The organism is Streptomyces sp. NPDC054796 (assembly GCF_053611545.1).
This window is the reverse complement of sequence record NZ_JBSHAO010000012.1, coordinates 1-16,106: the sequence shown is the minus strand read 5'-3', so window position 1 is coordinate 16,106 and position 16,106 is coordinate 1. Positions and strand designations below refer to the sequence as shown.

Here is a 16,106-nt window from a genome sequence, read left to right as displayed (position 1 = left end):
CGCGGACGGCGGGGCCCGGTCAGCGCACCGCTCCCGCCGCTCCCGCCACCTCACGCGCGGCGAGGCACTCCTCCAGGAACGCGAGGGCCCGCAGGTGGTAGGTGCGGGCGGCCCAGCCGAGGCTGATGTTGTGGCCCGCGCCGGGCAGCCGCTCGACGAGCACACGCGGCGAACCGCTCAGCCGCCGCTTCAGATCGTCGACGGTGTCCTCGTCGTGGAGCCACCACGACTCGTGCTCGGCGAACGTCAGCCGCAACGGCACCCGCATACGCGGGGCCACGTCCTCGAAGAGGTGTGCCCAGCGCGCCGCCTCCGCGCGCTCGCGCGCGGGCATCGGGGCGACCACATCGGCGCTGGCCCGGAAGGTGTCGGGCGGATAGAGGCGCAGCACACCCCAGTTGCGGCTCCGGCTCCCGTGTCCCTCGGCCGTGGGCAGTTGCCCGGCTTCGACGGCGTAGCGGTGGCCGCAGCCGGAGATGTCGAGGCCGAGCAGCCGCCGGCGGGTGTCGTCGGCCGCTGCCGTCAGGGCCAGCTTGCCGCCGTAGGAGTGCGCGAGGAGCAGGACGCCCGCGCCTGTGTGCCGCTCGGCGGCGAAGGTGTCCAGGGCCGCGTGCAGGGTGGCGGACTGTTCGGCGAGGGTCTGCCCCTCGGGCAGGGTGCCCGCCGAAGCGCCGTAGCCGGGCCGGTCGACGGCGAGCACGGTGAAGCCCAGGCGCGCTCCCAGCGTCAGCAGCGAGACGCCGGGGTGTGCCTGCCCGTCGAAGTAGCCCGCCGTCATGCCGCCGCCGTGCAGGGCGACGACCGTGGCGCGCGGCGGCACGTCGGTGGGCTCGCTCAGCAGCGCTGAGAGGGTGATGCCGCCCGCGTCGAGGGAGATCGGGCGGACTCCGGGAGAGACGGCGGTTCTGGCGGCTCTCCACGCGGTCGTCGTCATGCTGCTCCTCTGTGGGTGGGACACACCGTCAGGGGCCATCAGGTTGCGTGGGTGGCGCGGCGGGCCGTGCGGCCCCGCCGCGCCGTACGCGCCGGGCAACACCCCCTAGGCCCGGCACGTGCCGCGCCACGGTTCCGTCAGGGGTCCCGTGGACGCGGACACCAGTGCCGCCGTCGCGCGTTACGCGGCGGACGTGAGGCGCACGGCGCCGGAGGTGAGGCAGGACAGCAGCGATCTGGCCTGCACATTGACGTAGTGTCCGTGCGCGGTCAGCGCGTTGAGCTGCTCCGGGGTGACCCAGCAGAAGCCCGGTGGTGCCTCGGTGGGTGCCTCGGACTCGTCGGCCTCGACGAAGAGGTAGCGGCTCTCGGCGTTGAGGAACCTGCCGCCCTCCTCCGAGTGCAGTGCTTCGTAGCGGATGCGTCCGGCTGCCGCGCCGAGCACGGTGTCGAGGAAGCGCGGCCGGTCGGCGCCCCGGAGGTGTGCCCAGTTGCTCTCGGTGGCCTGGACGGTGGGGCCGATCTCGGTCTTCTCCAGGAAGCCCGCCTCCACCCTGGCCGAGGCCAGCAGGTGCGGCACGCCGCCCAGGCTGCGGTACAGGAAGGCGGCCACGCCTGTGCCCGTCGGCTCGAACAGGGGCTGCGACCAGCCCTTCACCTCGCGGCTGGCCGCCTCCACGTCGACGCCGACGACGCGGAAGTAGCGCCCGTCGGGCCTGGCGATGGCGCTCTCGCCGCGCTCCCAGCCGCTGACCCGCGACAGGGGGACGCGTTCGATCTCGACGTCGTGCCGGGCGCGCTCCATGGTGAACCAGGACTGCAACTCCGCGTCGGTGTGCAGCGCGTCGCGCGTGGTGCCGCTCGCCGGGCCGTCGAGGGGGAAGCAGGCGATGACGGTGCGGGCGTCCATGTTGACGGTGTTGTCCAGCTTCAGCAGCTCGCCGATCTGACCGAGGGTCAGCCAGCAGAAGTCCTCGTGTTCGTCGACGTCGCCGACGGCCTCCACGAGCATGTTGCGGTTGGCCTTGCGGTAGAACCAGGAGCCGTGCTCCGACTGGAGGACGTCGGTGTGCACACGTCCCCTGGCAGGGCCGCTGAAGTGCTCCAGGTAGGTGACACCCGCGCCCTGGTGGACCTTGGAGTAGTTGCTGCGGGTGGCCTGAACCGTGGGCGAGAGCTGGAGCAGGTTGCGGTTGCCCGGCTCCATCTTCGCCTGCATCAGGAAGTGGAGCACCCCGTCGAACTCCTTGGCCAGCATGCCCAGGATGCCGGACTCGGGCTGCTGGATGATCGGCTGCTGCCACTGGCGGTACGGGCCCTCGTCCACGGTGACCGACAGCCCGGTGACGCTGAAGAACCGGCCGGTGCGGTGCACCAGGTCGCCCGTCTCCGGTGCGAACGACCAGCCGTCCAGCCTGTCGAGCGGTGCCCGCCGCACCGCGAAGCGGTGGGCGCGTGCGCGCGCTTCGAGCCAGGCGGGGAAGTCGGCCGTGCGCATGGCGTGGCCGCTGTCCTTCCTGGCCGCCGAGAGTGCGAGCCGCTCAGGGAGCGAGCGGTCGGTGCGGGGGCGCAGCCGGGCGGGTGTCGCGGTGGCGTCGGCTGTGGAAGCGGCAGTGGTGACGGGGGCGGCCGGGGTCATGTGAGGCCCCCCTCGCCGTCGGCCACGAAGGCGACGGTGGCGCGCAGCGCGTCCTCCAGCGGCGTGGCGGGTGCCCAGCCGGTGACGGCGCGGAACGCGGAGGAGTCGATGGTGACGCTGCGGAAGTCGCCCGCCTCGGCGTGCCCCGGCGGCTCGACGGAGACGACGGGCACCGGCTCCTTGTCCGTCGCCTCGGCGGCGAGCGCCGCGACGGTGCGGAAGACATCGCCCAGCGGGCTGCCCTCGCCCGTGCCCAACAGCCAGTGGCGGCCCGCGAGTTCACCGGTGTGTCCGACGGCCGCCGCCACGGCGCGGGCCACGTCCTCCACGTAGAGCAGGTCCCTGCGCACGGTGCCGTCGTGCCACATGGTGATGGGCTCTCCGGCCAGCGCCTTGCGGACCATCGTGGAGACCACGCCCTTGTCCCTGGCCGTGGAGCGGGGCCCGTAGCCGAAGACGGTGGGCAGCCGCAGGGAGGCACCGCGCAGGACACCTTCCTTGTTGGCGTCGAGGAGCACGCGTTCGGCGGCCAGCTTCTGCCGGTCGTACTCGCCCGCCGGACGGTCCTCCTCGCTGCCGTCGAGCACCTCCTTCTCCAGCGGCCCGACCTGCGAAGCGGCGCCCGTGAACAGCACACCAGGCGGCGGCCCGTCGCGTCGCGCGGCGCGCAGCGCCTCGACGAGGTCCCGCACGAGGCCGACGTTGACACGTTCGGCTGCCGTGTCCCCGTCGCTGACCCGCCAGGTGGCGGAGCCCGCGATGTAGGCGACGGTGTGGACGACGACGTCCGCGTCGGCGACGACGGAGGCCATCGCACCGGGCTCGGTCAGGTCCAGGGTGCGCACCTCGATGTCGGCGCGCGCGTCGCCCGGCACCTGGGCAGCGCCGCGTGCCACGGCCCGCAGCCGCACCGGCATCCTGGCCAGTTCGCGCAGCACGGCCGAGCCGACGAATCCGGTCGCGCCGAGCAGCACGACACGTGGGGGGTTCACGGCCACAGCCGGGCCTCCGCTTCCTTGCAGTCCTCGTACGCGGGCAGCAGCCCCTGCTTCTCCGCCTCGGCGAGGGTGGGTGCGGCCAGGTCGCGCTCGGACTGGAGGGGTTCGAACCCGGTGGGCACCGCCAGGCCGATGGCCGGGTCGAGCGGGTCGACGGCCAGTTCGTTCTTCGCGACGTACTCGCCGGAGAGCAGATAGGTGACCATCGAGCCCTCCTCCATCGCCATGAAGGCGTGGCCGACGCCGACGGGCACGTAGAAGGCGCCACAGTTGTCCTCGTCCAGCTCGGCCGTCTCCCAGGTGCCGAACGTCGGCGAGCCGACCCGCAGGTCGATCAGGAAGTCCTGGACCCGGCCCTTGGGGCAGTAGACGTACTTCGCTGTGCCCGGCGGGGTGGCGCTGTAGTGGATGCCGCGCAGCACACCGGGCGCCGAGAGGTTGTGGCTGACCTGCCGCACAGGGAAGAGCGGCTTGCCGAGCGCCGCCTCGAAGGCGTGGCCCTGGTAGGGGGACGAGAAGAGGCCCCTGCGGTCCTTGAAGACGGGCGGTGTGAACGCGAACGCGCCCTCGATCTTCAGCTCGCGTGTCTCCATGGTGTTCACTCGCTCCCGTTCTTCACGCCGACGAACAGTCCGTTGCCCTCGTACTCGCCCGCCACGTAGTGCACCGAGCAGCCGGCGCGGGTGAAGGCGGCCTCGTACTCCTCGCGGGTGAACAGGGCCATGACGTGCACGTCGGAGAAGTGCTGGATGCCGTCGGCGGGGTCGCCGACGGTGTAGTGGACCTCCATGCGGCTGTGTCCCTCGTCCTGGCGGACGGTGTGCGAGACACGGGCCACGGTCCTGCCGTCCACGGTCTGGACGCTGCCGCCCACGTAGTCGGGGAGGAAGTTCTCGGGGAACCACCAGGGTTCGACGACCACGACACCGCCGGGCACCAGGTGCTTCGCGAAGGTGTCCAGCGTCTCGTCGAGTTCGGCGGTGTCCGTCAGATTGCCGACGGCGCTGAAGAGGGAGACGACCGCGTCGAAGCGGCGCTCCAGCCGGAAGGAACGCATGTCGCCCTGGCGTACGGGGATGTCGGGCAGGTTCCTGCGGGACACCTCCAGCATGCCCTCCGCGAGGTCGATGCCCTCGGCGTGGGCGAACTCCTTGGCGAAGTAGGCGAGATGGCCGCCCGTGCCGGAGCCGACGTCGAGCAGTGTCGTCGCGTCGGGCTTGGCCGTGCGCACGTGGCGGGCGACGACGGCCGCCTCGCCGCCGTAGTCCTTGCCGCGTCCGCTGTAGATGGCGTCGTAGAGATCACCGAGGTCGTAGATACCGATGTCTTCCGGCATGCTGCCGCCTTCTCTCGGGCTGTGGTGGCCTGCGCGGCCCTGTCGTTCCTGCCGTCCTGCCGGTTCTGCCAGTGCTGCCGTTCCTGCCGTTGCCGCGGTCCTGCCGTCCTGGGAGGTGCCGCCTCACAGGGCCGCCAGCACCTCGCGCAGGGCGCTGACGGTCTTGTCCTGCACGTCCTCGGGCAGGGAGGGGTACATGGGGAGCGAGAAGATCTCCTTGGCCAGCTTCTCGGTGACGGGCAGCGAGCCCTCGGGGTAGCCGAGGTGGGCGAAGCCGCTCATGGTGTGCACGGGCCACGGGTAGCTGATGTTCAGCGAGATGCCGTACTCCTTCAGCGCCTCGATGATCTCGTCGCGACGGGGGTGGCGCACCACGTACACGTAGTAGACGTGGGTGTTGCCCGGGTTGGTGGCGGGCAGCAGCAGCCCGCCGGGCCCGGTGAGGTCCCCGAGCTGTTCCTCGTAGCGGCGGGCCACCCGGTTGCGGCCCTCGATGTAGGCGTCGAGCCGGGTGAGCTTGCCGCGCAGGATCTCGGCCTGCACCTCGTCCAGGCGGGAGTTGTGGCCCGGCGAGCGGACCACGTAGTACACCTTCTCCATGCCGTAGTAGCGGAGCTGCCGCATGTTGCCGTGCGTGGTCTCATCGGCGGTGATGACCGCGCCGCCGTCGCCGTAGGCGCCCAGCACCTTGGTGGGGTAGAAGGAGAACGCCGCGGCGTCCCCCATCGTCCCGGCCTTCCTGCCGTGGTGGACGGCGCCGTGCGACTGGGCGCAGTCCTCCAGGATCTTCAGCCCGTGCTCGGCGGCGATCCGCTCCAGCGGTGCCATGTCGACGCACTGGCCGTAGAGGTGGACGGGCAGCAGCGCCTTGGTGCGCGGGGTGATGGCGGCCTCGACCTGCTCGGTGTCCATCAGGAAGTCGTCCTCGCGGACGTCCACGAAGACGGGGGTTGCCCCGGTCCCCGCGATGGCGACCACGGTGGGCGCCGCCGTGTTGGACACGGTGATGACCTCGTCGCCCGGACCGATGTCCAGGGCCTCCAGGCCCAGCTTGAGCGCGTTGGTGCCGTTGTCCACGCCGGTGCAGTACGGCACGCCGTGGTAGCCCGCGAACTCGTCCTCGAAGCCGCTCACGCTCTCGCCGAGCACGAGCTGTCCCGAGCCGAAGACCTTCTCGACGGCGCCGAGGATCTCGCTCTTCTCCTGCTCGTACTCCGGCAGGTAGTCCCATACACGAGTCGTCATTCGCTGTGTCTCCTGGTACGCATCGGTGGTGTCGCACCTCGTCGGTGCTCGTCGGTCCTCGACGGTGCTCGTCGGTCCTCGACGGTGCTGGTCGGGCCTTGACGGTGCTCGTCGGCGCTCGTCGGGCCTCGTCGGTACGGGCCTCGTCCGTACGGGCGTGGTCAGGCCCCGTACGTGCCGGGCGAGCCGAACCAGCGCCGCAGCGCGTCCGTCAGCTCGCCGGTGCCCTCGCCCGTCTCGCGGCGGGTGCCGCGCTCGGCCCAGACGACGTAGCCGTCGGGGCGTACGAGCAGGGCCGCCGTGTCCGCGAGGGGACCGGCACCGGCCCCGGGCTCCGGCTCGGCGGAGACGGCGGTGACCCGGTCCTTCCACCCCGCGACGGCCTCCGTCAGCGCCGGGCGCCCCGCGAGGTCGAGCAGCACGCCCTGGCCCGCGTGCAGCAGCTCGGCCGTGGTGACCGCGCCCGCCGGGGTGCGCAGGGTGCGCGGTGGCAGACGCCGACCGAGCAGCGGGTGGTCGCCGGGGCCGACCTCGTAGCGCACGTCGACGTGGCTGACGCGGCCCGCGAGGTGGCGCTTGACGTCGTCGTAGGCGAGCAGTTCGGTGAGCAGCTCGCGCAGCGGGTCGGCCTCCTCGCCGCCGAGGAAGGACATGCCCTGGACGCGGGTGTTGGCCAGCAGCCGCTGCCCTGCCGGGTGGCGCTCGCCGTGGTAGGTGTCGAGCAGCCTGGCGGGTGCCCAGCCCGCGATCTCGGCGGCCAGCTTCCAGCCGAGGTTGGCGGAGTCCTGGACGCCGAAACTGAGGCCCTGTCCCCCCGCGGGTAGGTGGATGTGCGCGGCGTCACCGGCGAGCAGCACGCGGCCCGCGCGGTACGCGGTGGCCTGCCGGGTGGCGTCGGTGAAGGAACTGACCCAGGTGGCGGTGGCGCCGCTGATGTCCTCCCCGGTGATGCGCCGCCAGGCGTCGGCGACCTCGGCGAAGGCGATGGCCTCGCCACGCTCTCGGGGTGCGGTGTCGTGCGGGCAGACGATGATGCGGTGGGTGCCACCGCCGAGCGGCGCCGCCATGACCATGCCCGCGGGCATCCGCTCGCCGAGGAAGCGGGGGGCCAGGTCGATGCCCTCGATGTCGGCGAGGTACATGTCGCGGGTGGCGGGTGTGCCGGAGAAGCCGATGCCGGCCGCCTTGCGCACGGCGCTCTGGCCGCCGTCGCAGCCGACCACGTAGGCGGCCGTCAGCCGCTGCTCGCTGCCGTCGGCGAGCGCGGTGACCTCCACCCGGTCGCCGTGATCCGTCAGCGATCTGAACTCCCAGCCGCGCCGGATGTCGGCGCCCAGTTCCGTGGCCCAGTCCTCCAGGACGGCCTCGGTCTTCGACTGCGGGATGCCACGTGCGCCGAAGTGGGCGCCCTCCAGCACCGTGTAGTCGAACTGGACCCCACCGAAGTGGCCCATCGGGCTGGTCTCCAGGGCGCCGAAGCGCGGCAGCAGCCCGCGCTGGTCGAACGTCTCCATGGCGCGCGCGGTGAAGCCCAGTCCGCGCGACTGCCCCGTGGGGTGCGCCAGCTTCTCGGCGACGACGACCCGTGCCCCGCCCAGCCGGAGTTCACCGGCGAGCATCAGCCCGGCCGGGCCCGCGCCGACGATGACGACATCCGCGTCCATCACTCTCTCCCTCGTCCCTTGTCCCTCGTCCATGTCTCGGTCGGTCCATGGCCGGTCCGGTTCGGTTCGGTTCGGTCCCGGCCATGTCCGCTGTGCGCGCCGTGGTGTGCCGCGGAGCCCGCTCCGTCAGACGGCGGGCGCGGGACGTGCCTCCGGCACCTCCGGCACCTCGGGTGCCTCGCGTGTCTCGGGATGCTTGGACGGCTTCCACCAGCCGGGGTTGTCGCGGTACCACTCGACGGTCGTGCGCAGCCCCTCCTCGAAGGGGGTGCGGGGCGCGTAGCCAAGCTCCTCGCGGATCTTGCGGTCGTCGAGGGAGTAGCGCAGGTCGTGGCCCTTGCGGTCGGTCACGTAGCGGATCATCGAGGTGTCGGCACCGCACAGTTCCAGCAGTTGCCCGACCAGCTCGATGTTGGGCATCTCGTTGCCGCTGCCCACGTTGTAGACCTCGCCCGCGCGCCCCTTGGTGAGCACCAGGTGGAGGGCGCGGCAGTGGTCGTCGACGTGCAGCCACTCGCGCATGTTGAGCCCGCGCCCGTAGACCGGCACGGGGGTGCCCTCCAGCAGGTTGGTCACGAAGCGCGGGATGAGCTTCTCGGGGTGCTGGTAGGGGCCGTAGTTGTTGGAGCACCGTGTGATCGACACATCGAGGCCGTGGGTGCGCCAGTACGAGCGCGCGATGAGGTCGGACGACGCCTTCGACGCGGCGTACGGGGAGTTGGGCAGCAGCGGCCACTCCTCGGTCCAGGCACCCTCCTCGATGGAGCCGTACACCTCGTCCGTGGACACGTGCACCAGGCGCTCCACCCCGGTGCGCAGCGCGGCCTCCAGCAGGGTCTGGGTGCCGAGCGCGTTCGTACGGACGAAGTCGGCGCCCGAGTCCACCGAGCGGTCCACGTGCGACTCGGCGGCGAAGTGGACCACCGCGTCGTGTCCCGGCAGCACCTCCAGGAGCAGCGGCAGGTCGCAGACGTCGCCGCGCACAAAGGTGAGGCGGTCGTGGTCCATGGGGAGGCTGGCGGTGTTGCCCGCGTAGGTGAGTTTGTCGAGGACGGTGACGTCCGCGTGCTCCGAGCCCGCGTAGGCGCCCGCCAGCAGGGAGCGCGTGTAGTGGGAGCCGATGAAACCCGCGCCTCCGGTGACCAGGACCCTCATGCCGACACCTCGCCGCACAGTCGCGTCAGCGCGTCCACCGCGCCGCCCGGCGTGGGCATCTCCCGCATCTCCACGGCCACTTCCTCACTCGCCTTCCGGTACTCGGGCTCGTCCAGCAGCTTTCCGACACGCTCGGCGACCGCGTCCGCCGTCACCTCGGCGAGGTCCAGGCGCAGCCCGGCGCCGCGTGCGACGGGCACCGCGGCGTTGGGTCCCGCGTCGGTGCCTGGCGCGGGGACGGCGAGCTGGGGCACACCCGCGTGGAAGGCGGCGTACATGGTGCCCAGGCCGCCGTGGTGGACGAGCGCGTCGCAGCTCCCGAGCAGCGCGCGCAGCGGCACCCAGTCCACGAGCGTGACGTGCGGGGGCAACGGGTCGGGCAGCGCGGGCAGTTCGGCGCCCCCGGTGGCCACGACCAGATCGACGCCGAGTTCCGCCGTGCCCAGCACCACGTCCCGCAACTGGGTGCCCTCGCCGTAGGTGGCGGGCAGCGAGCCGAGGGTCACGGCGACGCGGGGGCGGCTGCCGCGCCGCAGCAGCGCGAGGGGCAGTTCGCCGCCACCGTTGTAGGGGCTGTAGTTCATGGCGACGGTGTGCGGGACGGTGTTGTGCTGTACGGGCCCCTGGACGAAGTTCTCCAGGGACGGCGCGCTCAGGTCCACCTGGATGTCCGCTTCCCGCGCGCCCTCGATGCCGCGCCGCTCGGCCGCCTCGGCCATGGCGGCCACCGCAGGGCCGAAGGTGGGGCGCCGGATGCCGAGGTTGTGCAGCACGGCGGGGACGCCCGCGGCCCGTGCGGCGAGCAGCCCGGCGGGGTGCGGTGGCGGGTAGACGACGGCGTCGGCGCGCCAGTCGGCCGCCGCCTCGACGAGCCCGTCCAGCATCAGTTCGCCGATCCGCGCGAACACGGAGCCGAAGTAGGTGACGAGTTCCGAGTCGGGAAGGTCCTTGCCCTTGCTGGTGCCGCCCATGACACGCCCCAGCTCCTCGTACGGGCCGGCCGAGCGGCCGTCGTCCGTGGGCACGGCGTGCAGCCCGGCCGAGGCGGCGACGCGCAGTGCGGGCCCGCTGCTCGCCACGAGCACCTCGTGGCCTGCGGCGAGCGCGGCGTGGGCGAGCGGGACCAGGGGCAGCATGTGCGAGGTGCCGGGGATGGTGGTGAACAGATAGCGCATTCTGGACTGACCCTCGTCTTGATTCGTCGTGCGGCTGCGGCTCTTTGCGTGTCTCTCTGTTTTTCTTCGTGTCTCTTCCCACCGTTCCGGTGGTTCCGCTTTCCTGCCGTCCGGAGGCTTTGGCGCATGCGTGAGGCGTACGGAATTCCGGTGCGGAAGGAGGGTTCGCGGCGGGCTCGGCCCTGCCGCGGGAAGCCGAATACCAGGGTTGTCGCCAGGCGGGGCGAACTCAAGCGTTCCCGGGTCAGACCTTTGTCAATTTCCTGCGGGAGAAAGAAGAAAAGGAGGAGAAGGGGGAAGGGAGAAAGAAGGAAAGCGAGTTTCCTCCTCTCCCCTCCCCCCTCCCCCCAGGCGCCGGGCCCGGACGGGACTTCGGCGACACCCCCTAGCTGTCGCCGGTCGTCTAACCCTCGCCGGCCGTGCGGCTGTGCGCCACCCGGAACGTGTTGGCCCAGCGCGAGGTGGCCAGGGACCTGGCGCGGGTGCGCGTGCGGCGCACGTAGTCGGGGCGCTCCTCCTCGGGCAGCGTGTGGAACGCGTCGTACAGCTCCTTGCTGTCCCACTGCGCGTAGTTGACCAGGAAGGAGCCGTTGATGCCGCGCATGATGGTGTGCGAGCGGTATCCGGGCACGTCGAGCAGCCACTCGTCGGGCTGCGCCATGGTGTCGACCAGGTCCTTCTGGTTCTCCGGCTCCGACTCCAGGACGATCAGCACGGTGTAGTCGTCCCGCTCGGGTGAGACCTCCACCGGGGACGGCGTCTTGGGGTGGACCTGCGAGAAGACGACCTCGGCCTGGAGCAACTGCACCCGGGTGGCGAGCGCGTTGAACTCGGGCACCGTGCGGTGCTGGAACGCCTCACCGGCGTAGCGGGCCTCCAGTTGCTCGCGGGACTCCCACTGGACGATGTTGGCGACGCCGAACCGGTCCATTCCGCGGTGCGCGGTGGAGGAGACCCACCCCGGATAATCGGCGTTGTCGATGATGTCCTTCATCGCCGCCAGCAGCCCGTCCTGCTTCTCCTGGCTGTCGGCGTCGAAGATGTTGAAGACCCGCAGATATCCGTCGTCGGTCGAGAGGAAGGGCACGTTGCTTCCATTCCGGGACCCGTACCGACGGATCCCCTTCGGTGGATACGTGAACAGCATGCGGCGCGCACGGAGTGCGCCCTGTGCCGGCGTTCCGTTTTCCGTCACCGGGAACGCGGCTCCCATGAGAATCTTCGGCGCGGCTTCCGGATTCAAGGCGGCCCGTGTCAGACCTTCGTCAAGTTATCGCAGGGCGACGGGAATGACGCGTTCGCGGGCCGTCGGCTCAGGGGCGGGCCGCGCCCTCCAGGTCGCGGGCGCCCGCGGCGACCTCCATCACGTACTGGCCGTAGGGCGACTTGGAGAGCCTGCTGCCGAGCCGGTAGCACGCGTCCCGGTCGATGTACCCCATCCGCCAGGCGATCTCCTCGATGCAGGCAATGCGCACACCCTGCCGGTGCTCCAGGATCTGCACATACTGGCCCGCCTCCGTCAGCGCGTCGTGCGTGCCGGTGTCCAGCCACACGAAGCCACGGCCCAGTTCGACGAGCCGGGCCTTGCCGCGCTCCAGGTAGATGCGGTTGATGTCGGTGATCTCCAGCTCGCCGCGCGGCCCCGGCTGGAGGTCGCGGGCGAGCTGGATCACGTCGTTGTCGTAGAAGTAGAGCCCGGTGATGGCCAGGTTGGAGCGCGGCTGCGCCGGCTTCTCCGCCAGGGAGAGCAGGTTGCCCCGCCCGTCCGTCTCCCCCACCCCATAGCGCTCCGGATCGCTCACCGGGTAGCCGAACAGCACACACCCGTCCACGTCGCGGGCGCTCTCCTGGAGGACGCTGCTGAAGCCGGGGCCGTGGAAGAGGTTGTCGCCGAGGATCAGCGCGGCCGAGTCGTCGCCGACGTGGTCGGCGGAGATCCGGAACGCGTCCGCGAGGCCACGGGGCTTGTCCTGCTCCGCGTAGCTGAGGGTCAGCCCGAGGTCGGAGCCGTCGCCCAGCAGTCTGCGGAAGCCGCCCAGGTCCTCGCGCGAGGAGATGATCTGGATGTCGGTGACACCCGCGAGCATCAGCGTCGAGAGCGGATAGTAGATCATCGGTTTGTCGTGCACGGACAGCAACTGCTTCGAGATGCCGAGAGTGATCGGATGCAGCCGGGTGCCGTGGCCTCCGGCGAGGATGATTCCCTTCACAGCTCTCTCCAGTGGGACGTCACGAGGGTGGGGCGGCGGCGGAACGCGCGCCGTCCTGGGGCGAGTTGGGCGGGCCGGAGTCGGGTTGGCCCGCGCCGGGCGGGCCGAACCAGTACCTCAGCGCCTCCGTCAGCGCACCGGTCTCCTCGCCGGTCCCGGCCCAGGCGACGTGGCCGTCCGGGCGCAGGAGCACGGCCTCGCCGCTGTCGATGCGCGGCTCGGGGTAGCCGGGGCACGCGCTGTCGGACGCGGACACGGGGGCGGCGGCTCCGGAGGCGAACCCGGAGCCGGCCCCGGCCCCGGACGCGTCCGGCGAGGCGGGCCCGGACACGGGCGCCAGCGCGGCCCTGACATGGCTGACCCGCCCCGCCCAGGGCGCGACCGCCGCCGCCAGGCGCGCGGAGCCGCCGCGCTCGGCGGCACCGCCCAGCGAGAGCAGCACGGGGCGCCCCTCGCGCAGCAGCGCGGCGCTGGTGGTGTGCGCACCGTCGGCCACCACGTTCAGATGGGGCAGCGGCACACCGAGCAGCGGATGCCCGTCCTCGCCCGTGCCGTAGGCGACACCGAGTCCGGACACCATCCCGGCCAGCCTGCGGCGCACGGCGGGCTCGTAGGCGATCAGTTCCGTCATGACGGCGCGCGGCCCGTCGGCCTCCCGGCCGCCGAGCAGCAGCAGCGCCTGGGTCTGGATGTTCGCCAGGATGCGCGCTCCGGCGGTGTGCCGTTCGGTGTGGTACGTGTCGAGCAGGGTGCCGGGCGCGGTGCCGAGCACGGTCCTGGCCAGCTTCCAGCCCAGGTTGACGGCGTCCTGGAGGCCGAGGTTGAGGGCCTGTCCGCCGGCGGGCAACTGCTGGTGCGCGGCGTCGCCCGCCAGCAGGACGCGGCCCCTGCGGTAGTCGGTGGCCTGGAGGCACACATCGCCGAAGGCGTTCGACCACACCGGGGTGCCGTGCGAGATGTCCTCGCCTGTGACGGTGTGCCACACCTCGGCCACCTCGGTGAAGTCGGGTGCCTTGCCGCCGCGGTCGCGCGGCGGGCGCCCGTAGGCGTGCGCCATCACCCGGGTGAGGCCGCCCGGACCGCGCGAGGCGATGGCGAGCCCGTGCTCCAGCCGCTCGAACCGGCGGTCGCGGATGTCGATGTCCGCCACGTCGGCCCGCACCAGCTCGCGCCCCGCCTCGGTGCCGCGCAGCCCGATACCGGCCAGCCGCCGCACGTCACCGCGCTCCCCGTCGCACCCCACGAGATACGCGGCACGCAACCGCAGCGGCCCCTCGGGGCCCTCCACGTCGGCCACCACGTGGTCGCCGTTGTCGGTGAGCCCGCGCAGGGTGTGGCCCCGGCGCACGTCGGCGCCCAGGGAGAGCGCCCAGTCCTGGAGCAGCCGCTCGGTGGTGGGCTGGGGCACCTTCCACTGGCCGGGGTACGGGCCGGGCAGCGTCAGGTCCATGGGGATGCCGCCGAAGTGGCCCCGAGGCTCGTTCGGGAGGTCGCCGAAGCGCGCCAGCAGTCCCCGGCTGTCGAGGATCTCCATGGTGCGGGCGTGCAGCGTGGAGGCGCGGGACTCCTCCACGGGTGCCGCGCGCTGTTCCAGTACGACCACGTCGGCGCCGCCGAGACGCAGTTCCCCGGCGAGCATCAGCCCGACGGGGCCCGCGCCGACGACAAGCACCTGGGTGTCCCACGTGCCCGGCTCCGTGCCCGGCTGGGTGCCCGGCTGTGCGTCCGGCTGCGTGCCCGGCGGTGTGGCGGTTTCGGGTGCCATGGTCAGCGCTTCTTCTCCGCGTAGTCCTTGGCGTGGCCCAGCGTGGCGCGGCTGTTGTTGCTGAGCGCGGTGTGCACGTACTCGCGCGCGTCGGCGACGGTGGCCTCGGGCCCGAGGATCTTCGCGATGTTGTCCGTGTTGAGGACGACGGTGTGCTGCGAGGACGCGGTCACACCGTCGTCGGTCTCGGTGAAGGTCCAGTAGCCGGTGTGCAGGGTCATCAGCGCGGGCAGGGTGACCTGCTTGTAGGCGATCTTCTGGTGCGGGAAGCACACGCGGTACGACTTCGTGGTGTGGGTGGAGCCGTCCTTGGCGCGGGTGTCCATCTCCAGCGTCTGGAGCCCGGGGGTCTCCTCCTCCAGCCGTACGGTCGCCACGTGCGGCAGCCGCTCGGCCCACTGGTCGGCCTCGTTGACGAAGTCGTAGACGTCCTTGGCCGAGCCGTCCACCTCCACGCTGTCCTCGAAGGAGAAGGTCAAGTCCTCGGAGGCGTGCGCGAGTTCGACGTTCGTCTTCAGCGCCGCCAGCTCGGAGCGTGAGTTGCGGTCGACGGCCTCGTCGATCCACTTCAGGCCGGCGGGATCGTCGTCCACCGCGCGGTAGTCGTGCAGCAGCCTGATCCGCGACGCGTTCTCCGAGAGCGGCTCGATGATCCAGGCACCACCCATGGCGGCCACCGGCGGTGTGGACACCTCCTGACGGAATCCGATGCGCAGGCCCTCGGGGTCGAGGGTGCGGCGCGACGTCCAGTTCTTCGGCTCGCCGTTGGCCGTCGCCCAGATGCGGATGCGCTCCTCGCGCTCGCCGCGCTCCAGGTGGTCGACGTAGATGGTCGGCGGGAAGATCCGCGGCCAGTTGTGCACCTCGGCGATCAGCCGGTAGACGGCTGCCGCCGGTGCCTCGACCGTGATCTCGTGCTCCACCTCGCGCGTTTCCTGCTGCGACATGCTCTGTCTCCTTGGGTTCCGGGGCTGGGGACGGTGGGCGGGCGGGGTGAGGGCGGGTCAGAAGTTGCCGAGGCCGCCGCAGACGTTGAGGGCCTGCGAGGTGATGGAGGCGGCGCTGTCGGAGGCGAGGTAGCCGACGAGGCCCGCGACCTCCTCCGGGGTGGAGTAGCGGCCGAGGGGGATCTTGGCCTGGAACTTCTCCAGGATGGCGTCCTCGGTGCTGTCGTAGGCCGCCGCGTAGCCCTGCCGGACGCGCTGCGCCATGGGCGTCTCGACGTAGCCGGGGCACACCGCGTTGACGGTGATGCCGGTCGGGGCCAGCTCGTTGCCGAGCGCCTTGGTGAAGCCGACGACGCCGTGCTTGGAGGCGGAGTAGGGCGCGCCGAGGACGACACCCTGCTTGCCCGCCGTGGAGGCGATGTTGATGATGCGCCCGCGGCTCTTGTGGCGCATGCCGCCCGCGTTCAGCACCTCGCGGCTGAGCCGGAAGACGCTGTTGAGGTTGGTGTCGATGACGTCGTGCCACAGCTCGTCGGCGATGTCGGCGGTGACACCGCCGCCGCTGCGTCCGGCGTTGTTGACGAGCACGTCGATGGTGCCGAAGGTGTCGACGGCGGCCCGTACGAAGTCCTTCACGTCCTCGTCGGAGCGCACATCCACGGCTGCGCCCTCGGCCTCGAAGCCCTCCTCGCGGAGCTGCTTGACGGTGGAGGTCACGCTCTCCGCCGTGCGCGCGCCGATGAAGACGCGGTGGTTCTGCTCGGCCAGGAGGCGGGCCGTGGCGAGCCCGATCCCGCTGGTGGCACCGGTGATGAGCGCGGTCGGCTTCTCCTGCTGCGTCTGCTGCGGCATGTGTGCTCCTCTTTCGTACGGGGTGGTGACGGTGGGGGTGTGCGGGTGCGTGATGGTGCGATGCGCGGGGGTGCGAGGGTGCGGGGGGGGTGGGGGGCCGCCGGGGGGGGCGGGGGCCCCCCCGGCCCCCCCCCGGCAGCGGCGGGCGCCGCCCCCGGCCGGTCCGCGTTGAACGCCGCGAAGTGGG

At 71.8% G+C, this 16,106-nt stretch carries 14 protein-coding genes; all 14 read right to left on the bottom strand.

Features of this window, described 5'->3' with window-relative positions:
- Positions 1-19: 19 nt before the first annotated feature.
- Positions 20-934 (bottom strand): alpha/beta hydrolase, encoded by a 915-nt coding sequence (locus tag ACWGJ2_RS12660; protein ID WP_453346050.1) that lies wholly within the window; start codon positions 932-934, stop codon positions 20-22.
- Positions 935-1,114: 180 nt separating this feature from the next.
- Positions 1,115-2,572, bottom strand: a complete 1,458-nt coding sequence (locus tag ACWGJ2_RS12655) for an NDP-hexose 2,3-dehydratase family protein (protein WP_453346049.1) — start codon at positions 2,570-2,572, stop codon at positions 1,115-1,117.
- Complete coding sequence (locus ACWGJ2_RS12650) at positions 2,569-3,564, bottom strand: NAD-dependent epimerase/dehydratase family protein (RefSeq protein WP_453346048.1); 996 nt, start codon at positions 3,562-3,564, stop codon at positions 2,569-2,571. Before ACWGJ2_RS12650 ends, ACWGJ2_RS12655 begins: the two co-directional genes overlap by 4 nt.
- On the bottom strand, positions 3,561-4,163 hold the full coding sequence (locus ACWGJ2_RS12645) for a dTDP-4-dehydrorhamnose 3,5-epimerase family protein (protein ID WP_453346047.1): 603 nt from the start codon (positions 4,161-4,163) through the stop codon (positions 3,561-3,563). Before ACWGJ2_RS12645 ends, ACWGJ2_RS12650 begins: the two co-directional genes overlap by 4 nt.
- A 5-nt stretch (positions 4,164-4,168) precedes the next feature.
- A complete protein-coding gene (locus ACWGJ2_RS12640; protein ID WP_453346046.1) occupies positions 4,169-4,906 on the bottom strand; it encodes a class I SAM-dependent methyltransferase in 738 nt (245 codons plus the stop codon).
- Positions 4,907-5,029: 123 nt separating this feature from the next.
- Positions 5,030-6,151, bottom strand: coding sequence for a DegT/DnrJ/EryC1/StrS family aminotransferase (locus ACWGJ2_RS12635; RefSeq protein WP_453346045.1), 1,122 nt, complete (start codon positions 6,149-6,151; stop codon positions 5,030-5,032).
- Between the two features lie 161 nt (positions 6,152-6,312).
- A complete protein-coding gene (locus ACWGJ2_RS12630; RefSeq protein ID WP_453346044.1) occupies positions 6,313-7,815 on the bottom strand; it encodes an FAD-dependent monooxygenase in 1,503 nt (500 codons plus the stop codon).
- A 126-nt stretch (positions 7,816-7,941) separates the two neighbouring features.
- Positions 7,942-8,970 (bottom strand): dTDP-glucose 4,6-dehydratase, encoded by a 1,029-nt coding sequence (rfbB, locus tag ACWGJ2_RS12625; protein ID WP_453346043.1) that lies wholly within the window; start codon positions 8,968-8,970, stop codon positions 7,942-7,944.
- Entirely contained in the window at positions 8,967-10,145 is a 1,179-nt protein-coding gene (locus tag ACWGJ2_RS12620) for a glycosyltransferase (protein WP_453346042.1), read from the bottom strand. Before ACWGJ2_RS12620 ends, rfbB begins: the two co-directional genes overlap by 4 nt.
- 403 nt (positions 10,146-10,548) lie before the next feature.
- Positions 10,549-11,232 (bottom strand): antibiotic biosynthesis monooxygenase family protein, encoded by a 684-nt coding sequence (locus ACWGJ2_RS12615; RefSeq protein WP_453346041.1) that lies wholly within the window; start codon positions 11,230-11,232, stop codon positions 10,549-10,551.
- A 226-nt stretch (positions 11,233-11,458) separates the two neighbouring features.
- A complete protein-coding gene (gene rfbA, locus ACWGJ2_RS12610) occupies positions 11,459-12,355 on the bottom strand; it encodes a glucose-1-phosphate thymidylyltransferase RfbA (RefSeq protein ID WP_453346040.1) in 897 nt (298 codons plus the stop codon).
- Positions 12,356-12,374: 19 nt separating this feature from the next.
- Positions 12,375-14,120, bottom strand: coding sequence for an FAD-dependent monooxygenase (locus ACWGJ2_RS12605; protein WP_453346039.1), 1,746 nt, complete (start codon positions 14,118-14,120; stop codon positions 12,375-12,377).
- Between the two features lie 2 nt (positions 14,121-14,122).
- Positions 14,123-15,067 (bottom strand): aromatase/cyclase, encoded by a 945-nt coding sequence (locus ACWGJ2_RS12600; RefSeq protein WP_453346038.1) that lies wholly within the window; start codon positions 15,065-15,067, stop codon positions 14,123-14,125.
- 57 nt (positions 15,068-15,124) lie between these two features.
- A complete protein-coding gene (fabG, locus tag ACWGJ2_RS12595) occupies positions 15,125-15,919 on the bottom strand; it encodes a 3-oxoacyl-ACP reductase FabG (RefSeq protein WP_453346037.1) in 795 nt (264 codons plus the stop codon).
- Positions 15,920-16,106 lie beyond the last annotated feature (187 nt).